The 18,938-nt window shown below is 42.1% G+C and carries 21 protein-coding genes; 5 read left to right on the top strand and 16 right to left on the bottom strand.

All coding sequences use genetic code 11. The features are described 5' to 3' along the window. Positions 1–116 precede the first annotated feature (116 nt). Together VB740_RS05840 and VB740_RS05845 are read left to right on the top strand one after the other, a co-directional pair. A complete protein-coding gene (locus VB740_RS05840; protein WP_323199109.1) occupies positions 117–362 on the top strand; it encodes a UPF0175 family protein in 246 nt (81 codons plus the stop codon). Next, positions 359–529, top strand: coding sequence for a hypothetical protein (locus VB740_RS05845; RefSeq protein WP_323199110.1), 171 nt, complete (start codon positions 359–361; stop codon positions 527–529). Before VB740_RS05840 ends, VB740_RS05845 begins: the two co-directional genes overlap by 4 nt. Positions 530–552: 23 nt before the next feature. Here VB740_RS05845 and VB740_RS05850 read toward each other — a convergent pair whose 3' ends face one another. The 10 genes from VB740_RS05850 to VB740_RS05895 all read right to left on the bottom strand — a co-directional run bounded on the left by VB740_RS05850 (position 553) and on the right by VB740_RS05895 (position 9,010). Continuing rightward, positions 553–1,212 (bottom strand): Na(+)/H(+) antiporter subunit B, encoded by a 660-nt coding sequence (locus VB740_RS05850; protein WP_323199111.1) that lies wholly within the window; start codon positions 1,210–1,212, stop codon positions 553–555. Continuing rightward, on the bottom strand, positions 1,209–1,769 hold the full coding sequence (locus tag VB740_RS05855) for a DUF4040 domain-containing protein (RefSeq protein WP_323199112.1): 561 nt from the start codon (positions 1,767–1,769) through the stop codon (positions 1,209–1,211). The genes VB740_RS05850 and VB740_RS05855 overlap by 4 nt, the downstream gene beginning before the upstream one ends. Continuing rightward, the gene (locus tag VB740_RS05860) at positions 1,762–2,040 is read right to left on the bottom strand and encodes a monovalent cation/H(+) antiporter subunit G (RefSeq protein ID WP_323199113.1); all 279 of its coding nucleotides are present in this window, start codon (positions 2,038–2,040) and stop codon (positions 1,762–1,764) included. Before VB740_RS05860 ends, VB740_RS05855 begins: the two co-directional genes overlap by 8 nt. 4 nt (positions 2,041–2,044) lie before the next feature. Further along, positions 2,045–2,311, bottom strand: coding sequence for a hypothetical protein (locus VB740_RS05865; RefSeq protein ID WP_323199114.1), 267 nt, complete (start codon positions 2,309–2,311; stop codon positions 2,045–2,047). Beyond that, positions 2,308–2,697, bottom strand: coding sequence for a cation:proton antiporter (locus VB740_RS05870; protein WP_323199115.1), 390 nt, complete (start codon positions 2,695–2,697; stop codon positions 2,308–2,310). The genes VB740_RS05865 and VB740_RS05870 overlap by 4 nt, the downstream gene beginning before the upstream one ends. Further along, a complete protein-coding gene (locus VB740_RS05875; protein ID WP_323199116.1) occupies positions 2,682–4,121 on the bottom strand; it encodes a cation:proton antiporter in 1,440 nt (479 codons plus the stop codon). Before VB740_RS05875 ends, VB740_RS05870 begins: the two co-directional genes overlap by 16 nt. Continuing rightward, positions 4,118–4,453: a cation:proton antiporter subunit C gene (locus tag VB740_RS05880; RefSeq protein ID WP_323199117.1), complete on the bottom strand. Its 336-nt coding sequence runs from the start codon at positions 4,451–4,453 to the stop codon at positions 4,118–4,120. The genes VB740_RS05875 and VB740_RS05880 overlap by 4 nt, the downstream gene beginning before the upstream one ends. A gap of 254 nt (positions 4,454–4,707) precedes the next feature. Further along, positions 4,708–6,123 carry a cation:proton antiporter gene (locus VB740_RS05885; RefSeq protein WP_323199136.1) on the bottom strand — a complete coding sequence of 472 codons (1,416 nt, stop codon included), beginning with the start codon at positions 6,121–6,123 and terminating at the stop codon, positions 4,708–4,710. A 116-nt stretch (positions 6,124–6,239) separates the two neighbouring features. Beyond that, positions 6,240–7,922 carry a SulP family inorganic anion transporter gene (locus tag VB740_RS05890; protein WP_323199118.1) on the bottom strand — a complete coding sequence of 561 codons (1,683 nt, stop codon included), beginning with the start codon at positions 7,920–7,922 and terminating at the stop codon, positions 6,240–6,242. Between the two features lie 902 nt (positions 7,923–8,824). Then, positions 8,825–9,010 carry a hypothetical protein gene (locus VB740_RS05895; protein ID WP_323199119.1) on the bottom strand — a complete coding sequence of 62 codons (186 nt, stop codon included), beginning with the start codon at positions 9,008–9,010 and terminating at the stop codon, positions 8,825–8,827. Positions 9,011–9,058: 48 nt separating this feature from the next. On the opposite strand from VB740_RS05895, the gene VB740_RS05900 reads away from it, so the two are divergent. Continuing rightward, positions 9,059–9,826: a Uma2 family endonuclease gene (locus VB740_RS05900; RefSeq protein WP_323199120.1), complete on the top strand. Its 768-nt coding sequence runs from the start codon at positions 9,059–9,061 to the stop codon at positions 9,824–9,826. A gap of 224 nt (positions 9,827–10,050) precedes the next feature. Here the strand turns inward: VB740_RS05900 and VB740_RS05905 are convergent, their stop codons facing one another. Beyond that, positions 10,051–10,794 (bottom strand): response regulator transcription factor, encoded by a 744-nt coding sequence (locus VB740_RS05905; RefSeq protein WP_109011851.1) that lies wholly within the window; start codon positions 10,792–10,794, stop codon positions 10,051–10,053. 157 nt (positions 10,795–10,951) lie between these two features. Between VB740_RS05905 and VB740_RS05910 the strand changes: the two genes are divergently transcribed. Continuing rightward, on the top strand, positions 10,952–12,016 hold the full coding sequence (locus VB740_RS05910; RefSeq protein ID WP_323199121.1) for a YheT family hydrolase: 1,065 nt from the start codon (positions 10,952–10,954) through the stop codon (positions 12,014–12,016). 94 nt (positions 12,017–12,110) lie between these two features. Here the strand turns inward: VB740_RS05910 and VB740_RS05915 are convergent, their stop codons facing one another. Together VB740_RS05915 and VB740_RS05920 are read right to left on the bottom strand one after the other, a co-directional pair. Then, entirely contained in the window at positions 12,111–12,278 is a 168-nt protein-coding gene (locus VB740_RS05915; RefSeq protein ID WP_323199122.1) for a hypothetical protein, read from the bottom strand. Between the two features lie 42 nt (positions 12,279–12,320). After that, positions 12,321–12,590: a hypothetical protein gene (locus VB740_RS05920; protein ID WP_323199123.1), complete on the bottom strand. Its 270-nt coding sequence runs from the start codon at positions 12,588–12,590 to the stop codon at positions 12,321–12,323. Between the two features lie 770 nt (positions 12,591–13,360). On the opposite strand from VB740_RS05920, the gene hetI reads away from it, so the two are divergent. Next, positions 13,361–14,080, top strand: coding sequence for a 4'-phosphopantetheinyl transferase HetI (hetI, locus tag VB740_RS05925; RefSeq protein ID WP_323199124.1), 720 nt, complete (start codon positions 13,361–13,363; stop codon positions 14,078–14,080). 80 nt (positions 14,081–14,160) lie between these two features. On the opposite strand, the gene VB740_RS05930 is transcribed toward hetI, so the two are convergent. The 3 genes from VB740_RS05930 to VB740_RS05940 all read right to left on the bottom strand — a co-directional run bounded on the left by VB740_RS05930 (position 14,161) and on the right by VB740_RS05940 (position 18,773). Beyond that, positions 14,161–14,964, bottom strand: coding sequence for an SDR family oxidoreductase (locus tag VB740_RS05930; protein WP_323199125.1), 804 nt, complete (start codon positions 14,962–14,964; stop codon positions 14,161–14,163). Between the two features lie 615 nt (positions 14,965–15,579). Then, a complete protein-coding gene (locus tag VB740_RS05935) occupies positions 15,580–17,094 on the bottom strand; it encodes a thioester reductase domain-containing protein (RefSeq protein ID WP_323199126.1) in 1,515 nt (504 codons plus the stop codon). Positions 17,095–17,096: 2 nt separating this feature from the next. Then, positions 17,097–18,773, bottom strand: coding sequence for a PfaD family polyunsaturated fatty acid/polyketide biosynthesis protein (locus tag VB740_RS05940; RefSeq protein WP_323199127.1), 1,677 nt, complete (start codon positions 18,771–18,773; stop codon positions 17,097–17,099). Positions 18,774–18,938 lie beyond the last annotated feature (165 nt).

Here is an 18,938-nt window from a genome sequence, read left to right on the forward strand (position 1 = left end):
ACGCAATTACGTTTTGTAATGGGGATTTAGACCCCAACACAAAACAAGCTTTGGCGTTGGGGATGGGGTTTTAAACCCCTTTTAGTAGGACAAACTATAAATTGGAGTTTTCCCTTATGAGCGTCATAATTCCCGATGACATCCTCCGAGCATCAAACATGACTGAGGATGAACTGAAATTAGAAATTGGCATCTTGCTTTATGAGCAAGGTAAAATTAGCAGTGGCAAAGTCCGAGCCTGGACAGGAATCACAATACTTGAATTCCAGCATGAACTGGCTAAACGCGGTTTACACATCAACTATGATGTAGAAGACTTCCAATCCGATGTGCGGACACTGCAATCAATGGGCTTGTTGTGATTATAGTTAGCGACACATCACCGATCACAAACTTGGCAGCGATTGGTCAGTTAGATTTACTGCGTCAGTTGTATAGAGCTATTAAACCATTGATTGATCAGTTAATTGCTACTGCTGACTTTCGGGTTAGCCAAAAGTTGTATGCAATTGTCTTGCAATCTGAATAATAAGTCTTTAACCGAACAAGATATTACAACAATCCCCGATAATGAATAAAAACCAAAATCACTGCCCACGAACCTAACGCGACTTTGATTGCTACTAGAATATTTAGCAAGGGGATAACCCCCCCACTAACAAGTGCGCCCATTTCTCCATGCGGTAGCTCTATTCCAGCCAGAGTTATAACCGCCAGTACAATGAAAACCAAAACCGAAACTTTCTCCCATATAGCGGCGTGGTAGCGCTGGTAGATTCCTTGCATCCACTCTGGTGATGAGGTAATCGCAATCAGCCCGATCGCTGTTCCACCCGCTACCCCAGCGGCAAAACCACCACCGGGGCTGAGATGTCCCCGAATAGCGAGTTCGATACTCACCAACGCAGCAATGGTCGCTCCTAGCCGTGCTAGAACAATAGATGGTTGATCGGTGAAACGATAGATTGTGCAAGATGGTCTTTCATTTGCCAGCAGAAAACTAGCCCCCATGATCGCGATCGTAAATACCACCACCTCGAAGATAGTGTCATACAGCCGATTCCTAAAAATGATACCCGAAACTGCATTGGGTATCCCACTATCTTGCACAACTGCTTCGACGATAGAGATATCTGGTGAGTCTGCTGGATTGGGCATGATCAGGAATTTGAGGTACAGCGCTATGCCTGCCGCAATGTAGATCCATTTCATCTATGCTCCTCCCCTGAATCTAGTGTATTTACATAGTTCAAGATTATTTCTGGTGACGAAAGTTCGGTTTGCATGATCTCATAGATGCGTTGGATTCTGGTTTTGGTGTGATAAAGTTGCTTTTCGTCTTGATCGCTTGGTTTCGGCCGGGCACAGATTGCATGGACTTCTTTTTCCATCAGCGCCCGGTGCAAAGACTGCGTATTTGTGTAGGTAACAAGTTCAAGACGCATATAGCGTTTGTCAAAAATTGTGCGTAACTCATCTATCAGTTTCACAAAATGGTCATTGTCATCTGCCTCTTCTTTAAGTACGCCAAGACGCATTACCAGGGATGAGCGCACCGCGATCGCATAGAGAGTAATTGCCAGCATAGTACCCACTAAGGCTTCGGTCAAAGCAACATCCGCCGCCCCCAAAACCGTATATACCAATGCTGCGATCGCTCCCAATACGCCGCGAATTACCAGCGCATGGTATGGATTGACTTGAAATACCAGCATACAAGCAGCCAACGGCAGCAGGGCGATGATTAGATATATATAGCTATCATTCATGGCTACCCTCGCTACTAGAACAGTAAGCCAACACATACCCCAGCACTGTATTCCAGATGGCTAAGGAGATGATGGCGAGGATGAGTAAGGGCCATTCACTGGGTATCTTCAGAAGTAGCCCGACGATAATACTCATCGATCCGAGCGTATCTGCAACCGAAAGACTATGCAGCTTGAATAACACCGAGCGATCGCCAAGCAAAGGGAAGGTTCCCCAAAACCAAAAGAATATTCCTAAACCTATACAAGTATAACTAAGCACGTTAATCATAATATTACTCATTTGCTAAATCATTCATTCTTTTGAGAACATGTGCCAACAACATTAAGCCGGCATTCCCTACGCTCAAGATGATTACTCCGACAACACCAATCATCCAATCGTCGCGCAAAACAGACACAACCAGGATCATGATTGAAGTTTTGGTTGCAGCACTGGCAAATGCCAGCATTTTTTGCCAAATATCATCATCTTGCCATGCTTCATACATGGGGATAAGCAGTGTCAGAATCATTGCAATCAATGCCAGATTCAGGATCATGTCTTTTTCCTCCGTTGCACTCGATGCACTTCATACCAGCCTGCTTCGTGATATTTCAAAACAATGGTTTTTGGTGTAAAGGTGATCAAGAATATATCCAGAAATATCAGCCCTGGTGTCCGTCGTGGTTTGACTTGTTCCATCGTGATATCTTCGTGGTTATGCGGGCGGAGAATGATTTCAAATGCCTCAATATACGCCTGCGGAATCGCCACTATGATCTCACCCAGCACCCGCAGCCAATCTTTTAATGATTGCCTAGCTGTTTTACCACCGGGTAATAGGAGTGCGATACTTACGCCAATAATGATATTTGCCACGCTGAAATCGGCAGTGAGCAAAAACCAGATAGTCAGTCGCAATATAAAATTTAGATGCCCAACCATGCAAATCCCTTCCAGAACAGCAGGATTAAAATCAGACTCATTACACCGATCAGATGATCAAATTCTTCAAGGACACGCGGTAGCTTGAGTATTGAGTGTTTAAAAATTAGCAAGTACGCCAACCATCCAACGCCGATGGTTGCGAGGGGTTTGATGATATTCGCAACGGTGTACGCCTCGTAATACGCAATATTAGCTAAAAACAGCCCACCGATTAACAGAATCATGGCTGCCCAGAAACCAGGCTTTACCTCTGCTTTTCCCCCACGCGGTAGAAATATGAATTTAGCAAAGGATATTGCCGTTCCCAGGGCTGCAACATTCATAGCGATCGCTTGCCAAGGCAGCAGATTCTTTGTTGTCAACACCTTCGCCCCAAAGCCGGATAACAACGGGAACCCAGAGATCGAAAAGCTGGCTATCACCAAGGCAATCCAGATTGGGGTAGCGATCGGCTGATGTTGCAGTTCCTTAAAGTTTCGACTCGGTAAAGCCCCGGCGATTAGAAAAAGCGCTGATTTGACCAGTCCGTGCGTCAGCGCATAAAAACCACCCACAGACGGCGCAGCGAGGATAAAACCCAACTGCGAAACCGTGTGAAACGCCAGCATCCGCTTGGTATCTTTTTCAAAGACTGCATAGAAAACTCCCAAAAGCGCCGTGCCAACTCCAAAGGTTCTGACTATCGGATCAACCTCTGCCACCATTAGCGCACACCGCACCAATGGATAGACACCAGCTTTTACCACAACTCCCGATAGCATTGCCGACACTGGCGTTTCCGATTCCGAGTGAGTCAACGGCAACCATAATCCTGATACAAAAATTCCTCCTTTTGTCAATAGTCCCAAAAAAATCAGGGCAAGCGCCTCTGGAGGCGCTACGCGCAAACCTGCAAAACTAAAGGAATGATCCGCCTGATAGACCAGCACCGCGCCAACCAGATAAAAAAGCATTGCCACGTTGCTGATAAACAGATAGCGTAAGCCAACCCAAATCGAGCGGTCAGTTCGGGGATAGGCAATCAACAAAAACGCGGCAATGCCACTCACCTCTAACGCCACGTATAAACTGATTAAATCTGAACAAACAAACGCGGCATTGACACTGCCGTGCAAAATGATGAGTTGTGCGTAAAAAAAAGCTGTCTTATTGCTGTGCCAACAGTAGAGGATGACTGCTGCCGTCACCAGCGCATTAGTTAAGATAAAGTAGCCGCTTAATTGATCGAGTGTTAAAATAACGCCGAAATTATCCAGTAACTTGAGTGTCAGCGGAGAACGCTCAACAAATAGCTGTAACGCATATCCAGCCGAAGCAAAAGCAACGCACAGTGCGAGATATTTGTCAATTTTGGGGAGCAGATAAATGACGAACCCCACAAAAAATGGTAGTGCAATCCATGCGATTGTAATGGTACTCATGGAGTATTGTTCTTCTCAATTTCGTTGCTTTCCAAAGTTGGATTATCTCGTGCCAACTTCATAACGCCGACTAGCATTAACGCCTGAATCGAAAAACCGATCACAATCGCCGTCAATATAACCGCCTGGGGAACCGGATCGGCATAAGCGCCATTTTTTACATTTCCAACAATTGGTGTGAACAAGCCATCTTGTGATGCAATCAGCACGTAATAGGCGATAACCCCGGTACTCATGACATCCATAGAGATGATCTTCATAACGAGGTTCTTTTTCAGGATTATGCCGAAAAATCCGCAAAATATTGTTGCGAATATGCACGCTTCTAACACGGGAACTGCCTGTTGGATAAGGATTGAAGGTAAAAGAGAAAATAAAATTCGTCTCTTTTTCCTATTTTGTGTTTAAGAGGATGTTTTAAAAGTGGTGGCTGATGTATCAAAAACTTTAGATCCTCCTAAATCCTCCGATAAATTGGAGGACTTTGATTCCGGTTCCCCCTTTTTGAAGGGGGGTTAGGGGGGATCAATAAGTACCTAAAATCACAGCCTAAGACTTTTCAAACAACCTCTAAAGGTAAAAGTAACTAGCCGATTAAATTGGCTTCCTTTAAAGCTTCTTTTTCTTCTGGCGATTGTTTAAATGCAAACCGCAATAAAGGCGGTGCTAAGAAGGTTGTCAAAATCACCATAATAACGATCGCAGCTTGCAATGGTTTATCCAGAGTACCACTAGCTGCACCAATGGCGGCAAACACTAACCCAACTTCGCCACGGGGAATCATCCCCACACCAACTGCTAACCGATTAATTCCAGGTTGACCAAAAACCGACCAGCCTGTGACAACTTTACCGATAATCGCTACCAACATTAAGAAGATAGCAATAATTAATCCTTCTCGATTTTCTGGAACTAAAGGATTAAGAACGCCTAAATCAACTTTCGCGCCAACTGTCACAAAGAAAACTGGCACTAGGATATCAGCAATCGGTTTAACCTGTTCATCTAGCTCTTTGCGTTTATCAGTTTCATCCAAAACTAAACCAGCCGCAAATGCGCCTAAGATAGCTTCTAAATGAATTGCACTACCCAGAAAAGCCATGAAGAAGGCAAAGATAAATGCTGGGATAATTAAGTTGCCTCGCGTTTGCAATTTATCAGCAATGGCTACAAAACTTTGATTGAAATATTTGCCGAGGAGAATCGAGCCAATGAGAAAGACTGTAGCGCTGACAATTAGATAAATGACGTTGAAAATATCAACCTCACCAGTTTTAGCAAGACTCGCAACCACTGCCAATACAATGATGCCTAAAATGTCATCAATGACGGCTGCACCAACAATAATTTGACCTTCACGAGATTTTAACTGCCCAATTTCTGATAAAACTTTGGAGGTAATCCCAATACTAGTAGCTGTGAGCGCTGCACCTGCAAAAATCGCTGGAATTACTGGCGCATGAAACAATAAAATCAGTCCCGCCGTACCAGCCGCAAAAGGAACAGCTACCCCAACACAAGCAACAATTGTCGCTTGATAACCGACTTTCTGTAATTCTTTTAAGTCTGATTCTAGACCAATTTCAAATAACAGAATGATCACACCTAATTCGGCAAGCACAGAAACAACCTCACTCTGGCTTTGAAAGATTGATGTGACGGCATCAGGACTGAGGTTGTTAATGAATTGCAGGATAGACATAATAATGGAGTCGCTGCCAACTGCTCCACTGTCGGGAAACACTACCAAATGGAGAGCAGAAGCACCCACAAGCACCCCACCAACTAATTCTCCTAAAACAGGTGGCAAGTCCATCATTCTAAATAATTCGCCACCTATTTTACTAGCCAGATAAATGACTACTAAACTTAGCAATACTCCAGTCAGCACAATAGGAGCATATTCCGCCTCGTTAGTTGTTGCTAATAAAAAGGATTGTAAACCCGCAGGGAAAAAATTCAACCAGGCAAATGAATTAACTATTGGTTCTGAAAGAATCATGTTTTCTATATTGTATTGCTGATTAATTCCAAAACAATTCATAATTTCTAGCTCGTAATTCGTAATTAAATTACGAATTACGAATTACGAATTACGAATTATTAATAGGTGTCAGTCTAGATGCTAACCCCAGGAGTATTAGCAGAAGTTGCATGAGGATTAACTAAAGCAACGGCTTGTTTAAGTGCATCTACACGATCTACAAACATGTAATGCTCTGGTACAAACCTCGAAATGCCAAACTTGTCTAAGCGCTTTTTGACTTTGCTAGTTGCACCAACAACTAACACATGACGACCTTGCTCACTAGCATCTTTGATAGCGTTTTCAATTGCCAAAGAAGCAGTCACACCCAACATTGGTACATCAGTCAAATCCATAATCAACACATCAGAGTCTGCCATTGCTGAATGTTCACGAGCGATCGCTTTGGAAACTCCAAAAATCATCGGCCCGCTCAGGTAAAATAGCAGAACACGTCCATTAGCTAGATCGAGCCATTTTTTCTCTTCGTCATTCAAGATAATTGCATCATCGGCATCGCTAATTGTCTTCACTTCCTGAGCTTGTAATTCAGAGAGGCGATCGATAGTTAAGATATTAGCAATGAACACTCCCACACCGACGGCAACAATCAAGTCAACAAATACGGTTAAAAATAACACGCCGTACATGATGATTGTGCCTTTCAGCGACACCTTATGAGCGCGTTTCAAGAAGCTCCAGTCAAGAATGTCAACCCCCACCTTGAGAGCAATACCAGCCAATACCGCCATTGGGATAGGTTGAGTGATACGCGCAGCCCACAAAACTACAACTAACAAAATTAATGCGCGAGTTAAACCAGAGACAGCTGTTCTAGCACCAGTTTGGATATTAACTACCGTTCCCATCGTGGCCCCAGCACCAGGTAGCCCACCACACAAACCAGAAACTAGATTACCGATACCTTGACCAATCAATTCTTTGTCAGATTTATGTTCAGTACGGGTCAAACTATCTGCAATTACTGCCGTTAGTAGAGTATCAATACAACCCAACATCCCCAACATTGCCCCATCAACAATCATGATTGTCATTTGGGATGCAGTGAAGGTAGGCAATTGTAAAGTCGGCAATCCTACAGGAATTTCCCCAATTCGTCTGATATCTACACCGCCGAAGATGGTTAGAGAAACTATAGTTCCGATAATTAATGCTACTAACTGGGGAGGAGCAAAGCGCTTAATCTTGGCTGGCATGAAGAAAATAATTGCCAGCGTCAGCAAGCCCAAAGCTGTTTCGGCAGGATTGATCTTAGTTAATAACAGAGGCAGATTTTGTACCATCCCCAGTACGCCACCTTTAGGATTTGGCTGTCCGACAAAAGGAGCAATCTGCAAAATAATCAGAATCACGCCAATCCCAGACATAAACCCAGAAATCACGCTGTAAGGCATGAGGGTAATGTATTTACCCAACTTAAATATCCCAAAGAAGATTTGAAATATTCCCGCTAGCATGACTACGGTAAATGCCATTGCCAAGCCGTTTTCGGGGTTAGCTGCGGTCATGGAACTGACAATTGCAGTCATAACCACGGTCATTGGCCCGGTTGGCTCAGAAATTAGGGTTGGTGTCCCACCAAATAAGGCTGCGAAAAAGCCGACACAAACTGCACCATAAAGGCCAGCTACAGGCCCAGCACCGGAAGCGACACCGAATGCCAGCGCTAGAGGTAATGAAACGATCGCAGCAGTTAAACCACCGAATAAATCGCCTCGTAAATTTCTAAAATGGATCGTATTAGTCAATGACATACTGGGGTTTTGGTTACAAAAAATGCAAAAATTGTGTTTGTCAAAATTGCCAGCTACTTTGAGTCAGTTTCATGTTTTATTGCCATGAAAAATTAGGCAAAGAAAACTTTAATCCTTCGCAAAGAAGCAGACTCTAGTGTTTTTCTACATGGCGACTCGTTAAATACGAATCTCCAATAAAAAGTACTTTGCCCAAAGATAGTTCAAAAATTAGACTAAAAAAAACTTACATAAATTGCAAGTTTTTTTATCGCCAACTGTAATGCGATTAACAATAGCTTACAACGTTATATGTCAATTTTGTTCATTCACAAGCCTTAATATTAAAAAAATCTTAAATTGCTTTCATAGATAAAAGGCTATGCTTGTTGACGACTAGCTTTGTTTGTATTAACCAATAAAATATGTAAAATTTATATTAATTATTATTTCAAATAATTTTTTGACGAAAATATAGTGGTTCTCAGTTGAGGTACAAGAACCCAACCCCCTCTTGGCAAGCGAAGAGAGCTATGATGTACCTAATTTGATTAGGAAAAGCTATATACAAGTAAAAAGTAAGTTATAGCAGTCCTAGAATCCTTCGTGAAAAGTCAGATCCCCGGCTTCTCCAAGAAATCGGGGATATGGACACCGCGACTTTTCACGAATCAGTCGTGGAGGCGGGCAATGGTGAATAGGCAATAGGCAACAGATTTTTTTCACGAATGATTTAGGATTGCTATAGCACAATTTCCTATAAACATGGGTAAGACCAATTCTTTGTGAATCTGCACAAAGTCAAGCTTGTTAAGATTTGGAGCTTAAGCAAATTGTTCTATGCAACTTCTATTTTTTAGAGTTCCCTAATAACTTTGCTAAGGGACTTCCAGAAAATAAATTATCCTCAAGTCTGGTTGTAGCTAGAGAGCTAACGCTTGACCTTTGATGCCGTCTTCAGCTTGACTAACATTGTAGGTAGCCAGCCATTTCCAATCTGCCTTGGCTGTAGCAACTTCTGTCTTCACGTTTGAGTGTTGATCGCAATATTTTAGCGAAAAGCGATACACTCGGAAAAATCCGGCGTAGGCGTAGCCCGTCGTAGACATCGCTTAATATAAAAATATCCGCAACGCCCAGCCAACAGGTGAAAAGCTATGTCAGAAACTATCCTAGCTGCACCAGATATTCAACTCCCACCCACCCAAGCAGAATTACCCTACGATGACGGTATTCCAATGGAAAGCGCACGCCATAAAGCCCAGATGGACTTGCTGATAGATGCTCTGATACCTTGGTTGTCAGAACGAGAGGATGGGTTTATTGGCGGTAATATGTTTGTTTACTACAGTCTGGCGCAAGTGCGAAACAAAGACTTTAAAGGGCCAGACTTTTTTGCTGTGTTGGGAGTCCCCAAAGGAGAACGACGCAGTTGGGTAGTGTGGGAAGAGGGAAAAGCACCAGATATAGTTATTGAGTTACTTTCTGACAGCACAGCCCAAGCAGACAAAAACTTCAAAAAGCTGATTTATCAAAATCAAATGCGTGTACCAGAATATTTTTGGTACGATCCTTTTAACCCTGATGATTTGGCTGGTTTCTCTAATGACAAAGGAGTTTATCAACCCATTGCCGCAAATGCTCAAAATCAGTTGGTGAGTCAATCTTTAGGGTTAGCATTGCAGCTTTGGCAGGGAAATTATAAAGGTATTAATGCTACTTGGTTACGCTGGGCAATGTCGTTAGGGGAATTACTGCCAACTCCGGAAGAAAAGGAACGCCAAAGGGCAGAACAAGAACGCCAAAGGGCAGACAAGGCAGAATCACAGTTATTGCAAACTGCACGCAACTTACTTGAGTCTGGGATGACAATCGAACAAGTAGCTAGGTTAACAGGTTTGAATAAATCTGAAATAGAAATGTAGAATTCAGGAGTCAGAATCAAGACGCTCAATAGCGCTGCACTGAGTTTCGACTGCGCGGTAATCGAGCGAAGTCGAGATTCACCTACCGCGCAGTCGTTGTGTCATACAGAATACCTTTCCTGTATTCTGACGACTGACTCCTGAATTCTGTTTGATAAAATTTGTAGGCTAGCACAGCTGCCTACAAACGTGGACACTCACCACTCAGTCCTGCTTGGGTGATTTCATTCAACGACTGTTACTGAAGCCCCTTCACTTGCTGGAGGTACACCGGGTAACTCAAGACAATATCCAGCACCATACACTGTCTTGATATAGCGGGGGTGGCGGGGATCTGGTTCTAGCTTGGTTCTCAAGTGGCGAATATGGACTCGAATTGTTTCTATGTCATCATCAGGATCGTAGCCCCAAACTTCTCTGAGGATTTCGCTAGGAGAAACTGTTTGACCGTGGCGTTGTAGTAAGCAGTGAAGTAGCTCAAATTCCAAGTGAGTCAATTTCACCGTCTCATTGAACCATATTGCCTCAAATCTTTCGGGAACTAGGGTTAATGAGCCATAGTTCAGAATCTCACTATGCTTTGCTGCTTGGGGAATCCGGTCAGTACGCCGCAAAAGTGCCCGCACCCGCGCCAGCAGTTCTTCAACTTCAAAAGGCTTGGTGAGGTAGTCATCTGCGCCAGCATTGAAGCCTTCCACCTTGTCCTGAGTTTGGCTCAAAGCCGTCAACATTAACACGGGAATCTCAGAGGTGCGATCGTCGCGGCGCAGGCGTTGGCAAACGGTAAACCCATCTACTCTGGGCAACATTAAATCGAGCATGATCAAGTCTGGTTGTAGCTGGAGAGCCAGCGCTTGACCTTTGATGCCGTCTTCAGCTTGACTAACATCGTAGCCAGCCATTTCCAAGTTGACGGCAACTAGTTCTGAAATCGCTGGGTCATCGTCTATGACAAGAATCCTCGGCATTCTTTAAAATTTATTACTACTTATTAAGGATAATTAACAACCTTTGATAGATACAAAGATTTTTGAATCGATTCTAAAAAAGTTTCTAAATCTTACATAAATATTAAGATTAAATGACTGTGAAATCAAGGCTCAATTACACGAAATCTTATAGTCTATGATGTGTTATACTCCCCCCTACAATCCGTCTTGGTTTTTACAAAACGGTGTGATGATGACTGTGTACACCGCTTTGTGGGGAAAACGTCACTGGGAAAGTACTGTTCAAGACCCAGAACCGTCTTATCACGAGAAAATCTTTGTTGGTGGCCAAGGTGTGCCAATTTTTGGCTTGGTTGCCATCCCTGAAAATGCTCATAGCACGATTATCGGGACTTATGGCATTACTGGAGAGTTAGAGACGGAATGGTTTTTGAGAGTGCTAGGACGTAAGGCTTACGCTCAAGGATACGCAATTGTGTTATTTGATTGGCGGGCCCACGGGAAAACTGCCAAACTGTCCCCGACTCTAACTTCTGATGGTTTGTATGAGGGGGAAGATTTTGTTCGCATCGCCGCTGCTGCTAAGGCGATGGGATGTCCGGGGAAATTTTGGTTTACAGGGTTTTCTTTAGGAGGACAATTGGCGCTATGGGCGGTGAAGGTAGCTGGCGAGGTGATTAGGAATTATGGAGATTTAGGGTTAGAAGATAGCGATATTGGCGGTGGTATGGTGATTTGTCCGAGTTTGGATTCAGAGCGATCGCTATCTTATCTAGTTACAAAGCCCTTCGGTAGATATTTGGAAGCGGGGATTGCCCAAAATTTAAAAAAACTGGCGTGGCGAATCCATGATGCCCATCCGGGAAGCCTTGACCCAGCAGCAATTGAACGGGCGAACAGCATTTGGGGTTTTGACAATGAACTGGTAATTAAGCGACTGGGTTTTCCTTCTGTGGAAGCATATTACCAAGCTAGTAGTGCTTTACAAATATTGCCACAAATCTCAAAACCGACTTTGATTTTATATGCTGCTGATGATCCACTTTTTGACCCAAGTATCATACCGGAATTACAAGAAGCTTGCGATCGCAATCCCGCAATAGATTTGTTACTCACTAAATACGGCGGCCATGTTGGTTATTTGAGCAGCAAAGAGTGCCAGCGTCAAGTACAAGATTCTGATCCTTGGTGGGCATGGAATCGGGTTTTACAATGGTTGGAGGAAAAGCGAATAGGGTAATAGGCGAGAAAATATTCAAGTTGCTAGGATACTTAACGGATGGAGTCGTATTGTTTGGAAGACCAAAATAGAGAGTATGGCATTGACTAAAAAGTTACCACAATATCATTGGTAAACCAGCAATAACAGAAGCAATACCTGTCCAGAGAGTAAAGCGCTCAATATCTACTTCATCCAAAGCAACGCTCATTTCCTTAATTGCTAATACAAGCGCTGTCAGTAGCAGCACAAAGAAGGCAAGGTACTCAAAATTAATTATCATTCATCCTCGCTATCCCTACAAAAAAGTAATTCTAATAGGTTTTTAACAAGCTTTGGCAAGGGTTTTTTGTTTCAGATTTAACAATTTAGGATAAAAATTATTTACCTTTGAAGATATCTCTACTTCAGATAGCCAAATCATCGTTTCATAGCCAACCCGACCCATTTCTGGCTCTGGTCCCATAGGCATCTGCACCAAATATTCCCAGATGCCTGACTCAAATCGGTAGTTATTGATGACGCCTTCTCCACCCATAAAACTTACTATCTGACCTTTACAAAACTTAGATACTGGTAAAAGACTTGCAGACATTCTTCAAACTTCCTTTCAGTAACAGTGTAATAGCTAATGTTGTAGCTAAAAGGAAATTTGTTATTCTCTGTCAAGGGTTTTAATGTATTCTCTTTCAGGGGATTTAAGCTTGAGTTAACGATTGTACATCTAGAGTAATAAAAAGGGCGCGTACATGTAGAGCAATAAATCACAATATCAGTCAACAAAAGTAAGTGCAGCTATGTGTAACTCAGTATTCAGTAGTTATGTTTACAGCCAGACGTAACATCTGACAACTCTTTTGGTAGATTCTATGAAAAACAGGCACAGTTGTATAAAGAGTGAGGGCAATCGCCTATCCTGGGCGTGCGAAGCATTGCGTTTTATATTTGTTTTTTTAAATTAAATATTTGTTGACTATTAATTGCGGCTAGAAGTTAAGAGATGATTGTCCTTCATCGAACTGTTTACAGCACATCTCTGTACAAATATGTCTTTAAGCGGATTTAAATTTTGCCGAAATATAAATAGTTCTGTTTTGCAAATTTACTAAAGTTTGATGAAAAGATTTAAGATAGCAAGGGCGTGATAGTCGAGCGCGGTTAACTGCAACGCCGCAAAATTATAGCTTAGAAAGCTGTTACCCCGCGTTGAATTAGCGAAGCGATAAACCTGACGGCATGGCTACACTTACCGCATTGGTCTGGCGCATAGTATAGTAGCGCTAAAGCATCAAACCAGATCCACCCATAATACTTGTCGTAATTAAATAAACTACTAGAGTACAATTCCATTGACTTTTTGACTCAATGACCGCTTCTAATGATATTTGGCTAACTGCACCGACAGATTTAACTTTGCGACTGAATGAGATTCATGTCTGGCGTATAAACCTTGACCAACCGGAACCACAACTACAAAATTTAGCAGCGACCCTTTCCAGTGACGAAATGGCTCGTGCTGAACGGTTCTATTTTCAGGAACATCGGCAGCGTTTCATCGCTGGTCGTGGTATTCTCCGAACTATATTAGGTCGCTATTTGGCTATCCAGCCCTTACAAGTGCAGTTTAATTATCAACAGCGTGGCAAACCAGTATTAGCAGATACATTTGCTGATAGTGGACTGGCGTTTAACTTGTCTCATTCCCAAGGTTTGGGTTTGTGTGCGGTGAATTGCACTAGAGAAATTGGTGTAGACCTAGAATATATTCGCCTGATGCCTGATTTAGAAGCTCTTGCCAAACGGTTCTTTTTACCGAGAGAATATGAGATGTTGCGATCGCTATCTCCCAATCAACAGCAAGAGGTATTTTTCCGTTATTGGACTTGTAAGGAAGCTTATTTAAAAGCAACTGGAGATGGATTATCCCAGTTAGAGCAAATTGAAGTATCCTTAACTCCCACTGAACCAGCCAAGTTGCAGATAACTGAAGACTGGAGTCTTTTTGAACTAATACCTGCTAACAATTATGTTGCTGCTGTTGCCATAGAGAATTCTGGCTGGAATTTGAAGTGTTGGCAGTATTAATACTAGTCATTAGTCATTAGTCATTAGTCATTTGTTACTCTTCCCCAATGCCCAATGCCCCATGCCCCATGCCCCATACCCTACTTATCTTCCTGCATATTTCTCACAATTTTTGTCACTAACTTTCTAGGTACAAATCTGACGCTTTTTGCAAGTAGTTTATTCATAAAACCAGGAATAACAATGGTTTTGCCCTTCATTAAGCCGTGAAAACCAATTTCGGCTACTGTTTGTGCATCCATCATTCTTTTACCCTTGAGCAACTTAGAGTCAGCCATTCCGGTTCTTTCATGAAAGCCAGATGCGGTTGAACCTGGGCAAAGAACTGTCACAGTGACACCTGTACCTTCTAATTCATTAGCGATCGCTTCCGAAAAAGATAAGATATAAGCTTTAGTAGCAAAATAAACCGCCATCAAAGGCCCTGGTTGAAAAGCCGCAGCTGAAGAAACATTCAATATTTTACCTTCACCTTGCTTTACCATGTGCTTCACGAATAGCTTGGTTAGATGAGTGAGACACACCAAATTTACCTGTAGCATTTCCAATTCAGTAGCTAGGTCTGTTTCGTGAAATAATCCATAGATACCAAATCCAGCATTATTTACCAGCACATCAACATTAATATTGGCTTTTTGCAACTCCGTGAAAATTTCTTCAGGAGCAGTTGATATAGATAAATCTTTAACAATAGTTTTGACAAAAATTCCAAATTTTTCTTGGAATTTAGCTGCAATTTCTACTAGCTTTGGCCCATTTCTGTCTACTAAGACCAGATTGTAATCATGAGCAGCAAAAATACATGCTAATTCGTAGCCAATTCCACCGGCTGCCCCAGTAATAAGAGCAGTTTTTTTGCTCTGAATTTGATGTGTTTTGTTCATGTAAAAATATTGGTGAATTCAACTTGATGAAGCTGCCTTGCATTTACAGTGGTTCTCGTTCTACAATTAAGTACGCGTAATATTTGAACCGACAATAACTGTCTTGAGTTATTACCATTTCAAATGCTTGTGTGATGTCTTGAATAGATGTAACAGTCCAAACGTAAATTTAGGACTTATACATCAAATAACGTGGAGCATTAAAGAAGTTTGGTGATTTCAAACTACTAGCACTGGCTTTTGATTACTTACAAAAGCCAGCAGGCAAAATCAAATTTTTATGCCCGACACTAACCATTCTATCCTCAATTGCTTATGTCAAGGGGTGAATCCTGAAAATTTACATTATTGAGCATAAAAAAACAGGGCAATTATATTGCCACTGTTGGTATATAAGTTGTTGCTGCCATCTGAAATATTAACTATTCAGCAGTACTGAGTTGTAAAAAACATCGACTAAACAAAATTATTTTGTAGAGTAGCCAGTGCGTTGCAGAGGTTGCCGATGCTCAATAGCGTAGCATTATACCAATTTGAAAAAATCATGCGACAAATATACCATTTATAAAGACGCGATTCATCGCCTTGTAGAGACGCGATTCATCGCGTCTACTCCTAAGCGAGATTCAAGAAACCACTTTGAATCAAGTAGGCGGTATAAGTCATAAACAATTGAGAATCAATTGGAGGACAAGCAATAGAACTACCTGCCAATGCGTGAAGAGTATCTTGGCAGCTAATGTGGGGTCTTCTAGCTTGTAAGTACAAATCAGGAATAGTCAGTTGTTCATCAGACCAACGTTCCAGCAAAAAGGGTCGCAGAGTGTATAAAGGATTGTCGGCAGAAGTGACATTATTGATTAACTCAGATTGCCATTTTTCATAAGGAATCATCTCAACTGAATAACCAAAAGAGCGTATCCACTCGACTAGCATTTTCAACGCTGCGGGTTGGGGATGTTGTAAATTGAAAGCTTTCCCGATGGATTCTTTTTGGCGTGATAGATAAACGATCGCTTTACTTACATAGTCTACAGGTGACATATCCAACATATAATCTACATCAGGGAAATATCCCATTTGTAGACAGCCCTTGGTCATCAAATTGATAAAGTCATGTGTGTTACAAATACCTGTTTTGCTATCACCTGAAATCAGTGGTGGTCTGTGGATAGTTACAGGTAATCCACGGTCACGAGCAATTTTTACTAACTTTTCAGCTACCCATTTTGTTTGTGAGTAACCAAGATAAATGCCTTCCCAATGATTGAATTCATCCTGCTCTTTGACAACCTTGCCAGCATAAGCAGTGGATTCAAAAACAGCCACACTAGAAACGTAATGTACAGGCTTGACTTTAACTTGACAAGCTAATCTCAAAACTTCTTGAGTGCCTAAAACATTGGCTGCTTTCAGTGCTGAGTATGGGAAAACATAATTCAACAAAGCAGCACTATGATAAATGGTATCAATATTTGCAGCTAAAACTTGAAACTGTTCCGAACCAATACCTAACAAAGGCTGAGATAAATCGCCGACAATTGGAATAATTCTGGAGGTAAATTCTTCCTGCCAAATTGCATACTGTTCCAGGTTCTTTTGGAGTTTGCTTTTGCCTTCTTCGGCATTAGCAGCACGTACTAAGCAATAGATATCCGCATTGGTTTCCTGTAGTAATTCCCGGATGATAAAAGCTCCTAAAAAGCCTGTTCCTCCAGTTAAAAAGATGTTCTTGGGTTCACCCACAAGCACATTAGATGCAGCACCAGGGTTGATGGTGGGGTCAAGAACAGCCTCAGCACCTAAATCTAGAACAGTGGGTGCAGTGTTGGCATTAGAGGCTACTACCTTTGTATCTTGAACTGGTGAACCTTCTTGTACTTCTTCAGCTAAACGCTGTGAAAGAGCTTCAATATTTGGGTAATGCCACAGCAGCAATGGAGAGGGTTGAAATCCTAGTAATTTTTCTAAGTTACTTACTAGAATCATTGCTTGGGCTGAATCCAACCCATAGTTTTCTAAATGTTCTTTGATATCGATTTCATCAGTTGCTACTCCTAGCAACTTAGCTAAATTAGATACCAAAAATATTTGAATATCCTCTGCTGTGAAAGACTGTTTTATAGTCATTTTTAAATCTCCAACAATGATGTAGAACGAACAGGGTGATATTGACTGTAATAATCGGAAGCTTGTAGCCCTTGAATTTTCAAATTTTGGACACGGTACAAAAAGGCTGCACCAGTCATAATTTGATTAGCAACATCAACTACACCGCGATTATTTGGTTCAGACAGGTAAGAACCGCGTACCCAGTCATTGAAACCGCCCATTGCCGGGCCACACCAAATTTGATAATCGACTTCTCTACCTTTTTCACCAGAACTAGACCAGCGAGAAGATAATCCTAGATACCAACGGAAAATCAACGCCATTTTCAGTTTAGGATTATTGACTGCTTTCCCAAGTTTCTCAGGATTCTTTTGGGACAAATAAGCCGCAGTTCCTTCCCATACTTCAGCAATAGTTTTGCGAAAAACTTGTTTTTCTAATTTCTCTCTTTCTGCAAGGGGGATGCTTTCAATGGAATCATAAGCGCGATAGAGTTCAAATAATTTCTGCGCTCGCATGGGGAACATTGTACCCCGTTTGAGAACTTGCAATTTGACTCCCATTTCAAACATATCTGCTGCTGGGGCCATTATCATATCAGCCATTTCTGCTTGGGCTAGTAACTTTTTAGTATGTTCACAAGCCCCAGATTCAACACATGACTGATTAATGGAACCGGTCATTATATAAGCAGCACCCATCATAAAAGCTGCTAATGCTGATTGTGGTGTGCCAATTCCCCCTGCTACACCGATTCTAATGGGTGTTTGATAATGATATTGTGCTTGAATTTCATCTCGCAAGGCAATAATAGAAGGTAACACACAAACCAAGGGACGATTATCTGTATGACCTCCAGAATCAGCCTCGACAGTAATATCATCAGCCATCGGAACTTTGGCTGCGAGAGTTGCTTGTAACTCGGTAATTAACCCTTGTTCCAGGAGTTCTTTGATTATTCTGGCTGGTGCTGGTTGCAGAAATTTAGTCGCAACTTCTCGGCGAGAAATTTTGGCAATGATTTTATTTTTGATTTCAATTTGATTGGCGCTATTCAAACCCAATCCAGCAACACGGTAATAAACAATGTTGGGAGTCAAGTCGAGAAATGCAGAGGCTTCTACTGTTCTCACTTGATATTTGAGGTATAAATCCACAGCGCGGCGTTCAATCGCAGGTTCGTTGGGGCTGTGGATTAAATTAAATGCGTAGGGCCCTTGAGGTAAGGCTTCTTGAATGCGATTTATGGCTGCTTCCAAACGTTCTGGAGTTAAACCACCTGCACCAAAGGAACTCAAAATTTGCTCTTTTCCGAGTGCAATGACCATTTCTTCGGAAGCAATTCCGCCAGCCATTGCGCCGGTAACGTAGGCATATTTCACTCCATGAGAGGAGAGAAAATTCGGATCTCCAAATTGTTGAATGCGGATTGGGGCTGCAAATGTTAGCAGTTCTACTTGTGCTGTTGTGCCATTATCACCAGGGGATAAATAACCCTCATTAGTGACACCGATTTTTCCGGCAACTTTCACGATGTAGCAGGGTTTATTTAACACCATCAATTTGTCTTTGATGGTTTGTTTCTCAAAAGATACAGTTTCTAATGAACCTTTCCAAACCTGGTTTTTGTTATGAGACCAAGCGGAGAAGTTAAGACCATTATCGTGTTTACTTAGTACCGTATCTACGGTTGTCACGGTAGTTATCCCTCGGATTATACAAACAATGGATGATAAAGTTGAAGGGTGTAGGCTCTGTTAACGAACCGCAGAGGCGCAGAGGGCACAGAGTAAGAGAGTAATACCACTTCTCTGGGAGATGCACGTAATAATTTTTAAACGAACCGCGAAGGGCGCAAAGGG

Source organism: Nostoc sp. UHCC 0251 (assembly GCF_034932245.1).
Classification (GTDB): Bacteria; Cyanobacteriota; Cyanobacteriia; order Cyanobacteriales; family Nostocaceae; genus Nostoc.

Bases quoted from the DNA above. Each gene is read 5' to 3' on its own strand.
- hetI (WP_323199124.1), top strand. From the start codon at position 13,361: ATGACCGCTTCTAATGATATTTGGCTAACTGCACCGACAGATTTAACT.
- VB740_RS05875 (WP_323199116.1), bottom strand. From the start codon at position 4,121: ATGAGTACCATTACAATCGCATGGATTGCACTACCATTTTTTGTGGGG.
- VB740_RS05920 (WP_323199123.1), bottom strand. From the start codon at position 12,590: ATGTCTGCAAGTCTTTTACCAGTATCTAAGTTTTGTAAAGGTCAGATA.
- VB740_RS05840 (WP_323199109.1), top strand. From the start codon at position 117: ATGAGCGTCATAATTCCCGATGACATCCTCCGAGCATCAAACATGACT.
- VB740_RS05865 (WP_323199114.1), bottom strand. From the start codon at position 2,311: ATGATCCTGAATCTGGCATTGATTGCAATGATTCTGACACTGCTTATC.
- VB740_RS05910 (WP_323199121.1), top strand. From the start codon at position 10,952: ATGATGTGTTATACTCCCCCCTACAATCCGTCTTGGTTTTTACAAAAC.
- VB740_RS05930 (WP_323199125.1), bottom strand. From the start codon at position 14,964: ATGAACAAAACACATCAAATTCAGAGCAAAAAAACTGCTCTTATTACT.
- VB740_RS05895 (WP_323199119.1), bottom strand. From the start codon at position 9,010: ATGTCTACGACGGGCTACGCCTACGCCGGATTTTTCCGAGTGTATCGC.
- VB740_RS05935 (WP_323199126.1), bottom strand. From the start codon at position 17,094: ATGACTATAAAACAGTCTTTCACAGCAGAGGATATTCAAATATTTTTG.
- VB740_RS05855 (WP_323199112.1), bottom strand. From the start codon at position 1,769: ATGAATGATAGCTATATATATCTAATCATCGCCCTGCTGCCGTTGGCT.
- VB740_RS05870 (WP_323199115.1), bottom strand. From the start codon at position 2,697: ATGGTTGGGCATCTAAATTTTATATTGCGACTGACTATCTGGTTTTTG.
- VB740_RS05850 (WP_323199111.1), bottom strand. From the start codon at position 1,212: ATGAAATGGATCTACATTGCGGCAGGCATAGCGCTGTACCTCAAATTC.
- VB740_RS05890 (WP_323199118.1), bottom strand. From the start codon at position 7,922: ATGTCATTGACTAATACGATCCATTTTAGAAATTTACGAGGCGATTTA.
- VB740_RS05900 (WP_323199120.1), top strand. From the start codon at position 9,059: ATGTCAGAAACTATCCTAGCTGCACCAGATATTCAACTCCCACCCACC.
- VB740_RS05885 (WP_323199136.1), bottom strand. From the start codon at position 6,123: ATGATTCTTTCAGAACCAATAGTTAATTCATTTGCCTGGTTGAATTTT.
- VB740_RS05905 (WP_109011851.1), bottom strand. From the start codon at position 10,794: ATGCCGAGGATTCTTGTCATAGACGATGACCCAGCGATTTCAGAACTA.
- VB740_RS05860 (WP_323199113.1), bottom strand. From the start codon at position 2,040: ATGATTAACGTGCTTAGTTATACTTGTATAGGTTTAGGAATATTCTTT.
- VB740_RS05915 (WP_323199122.1), bottom strand. From the start codon at position 12,278: ATGATAATTAATTTTGAGTACCTTGCCTTCTTTGTGCTGCTACTGACA.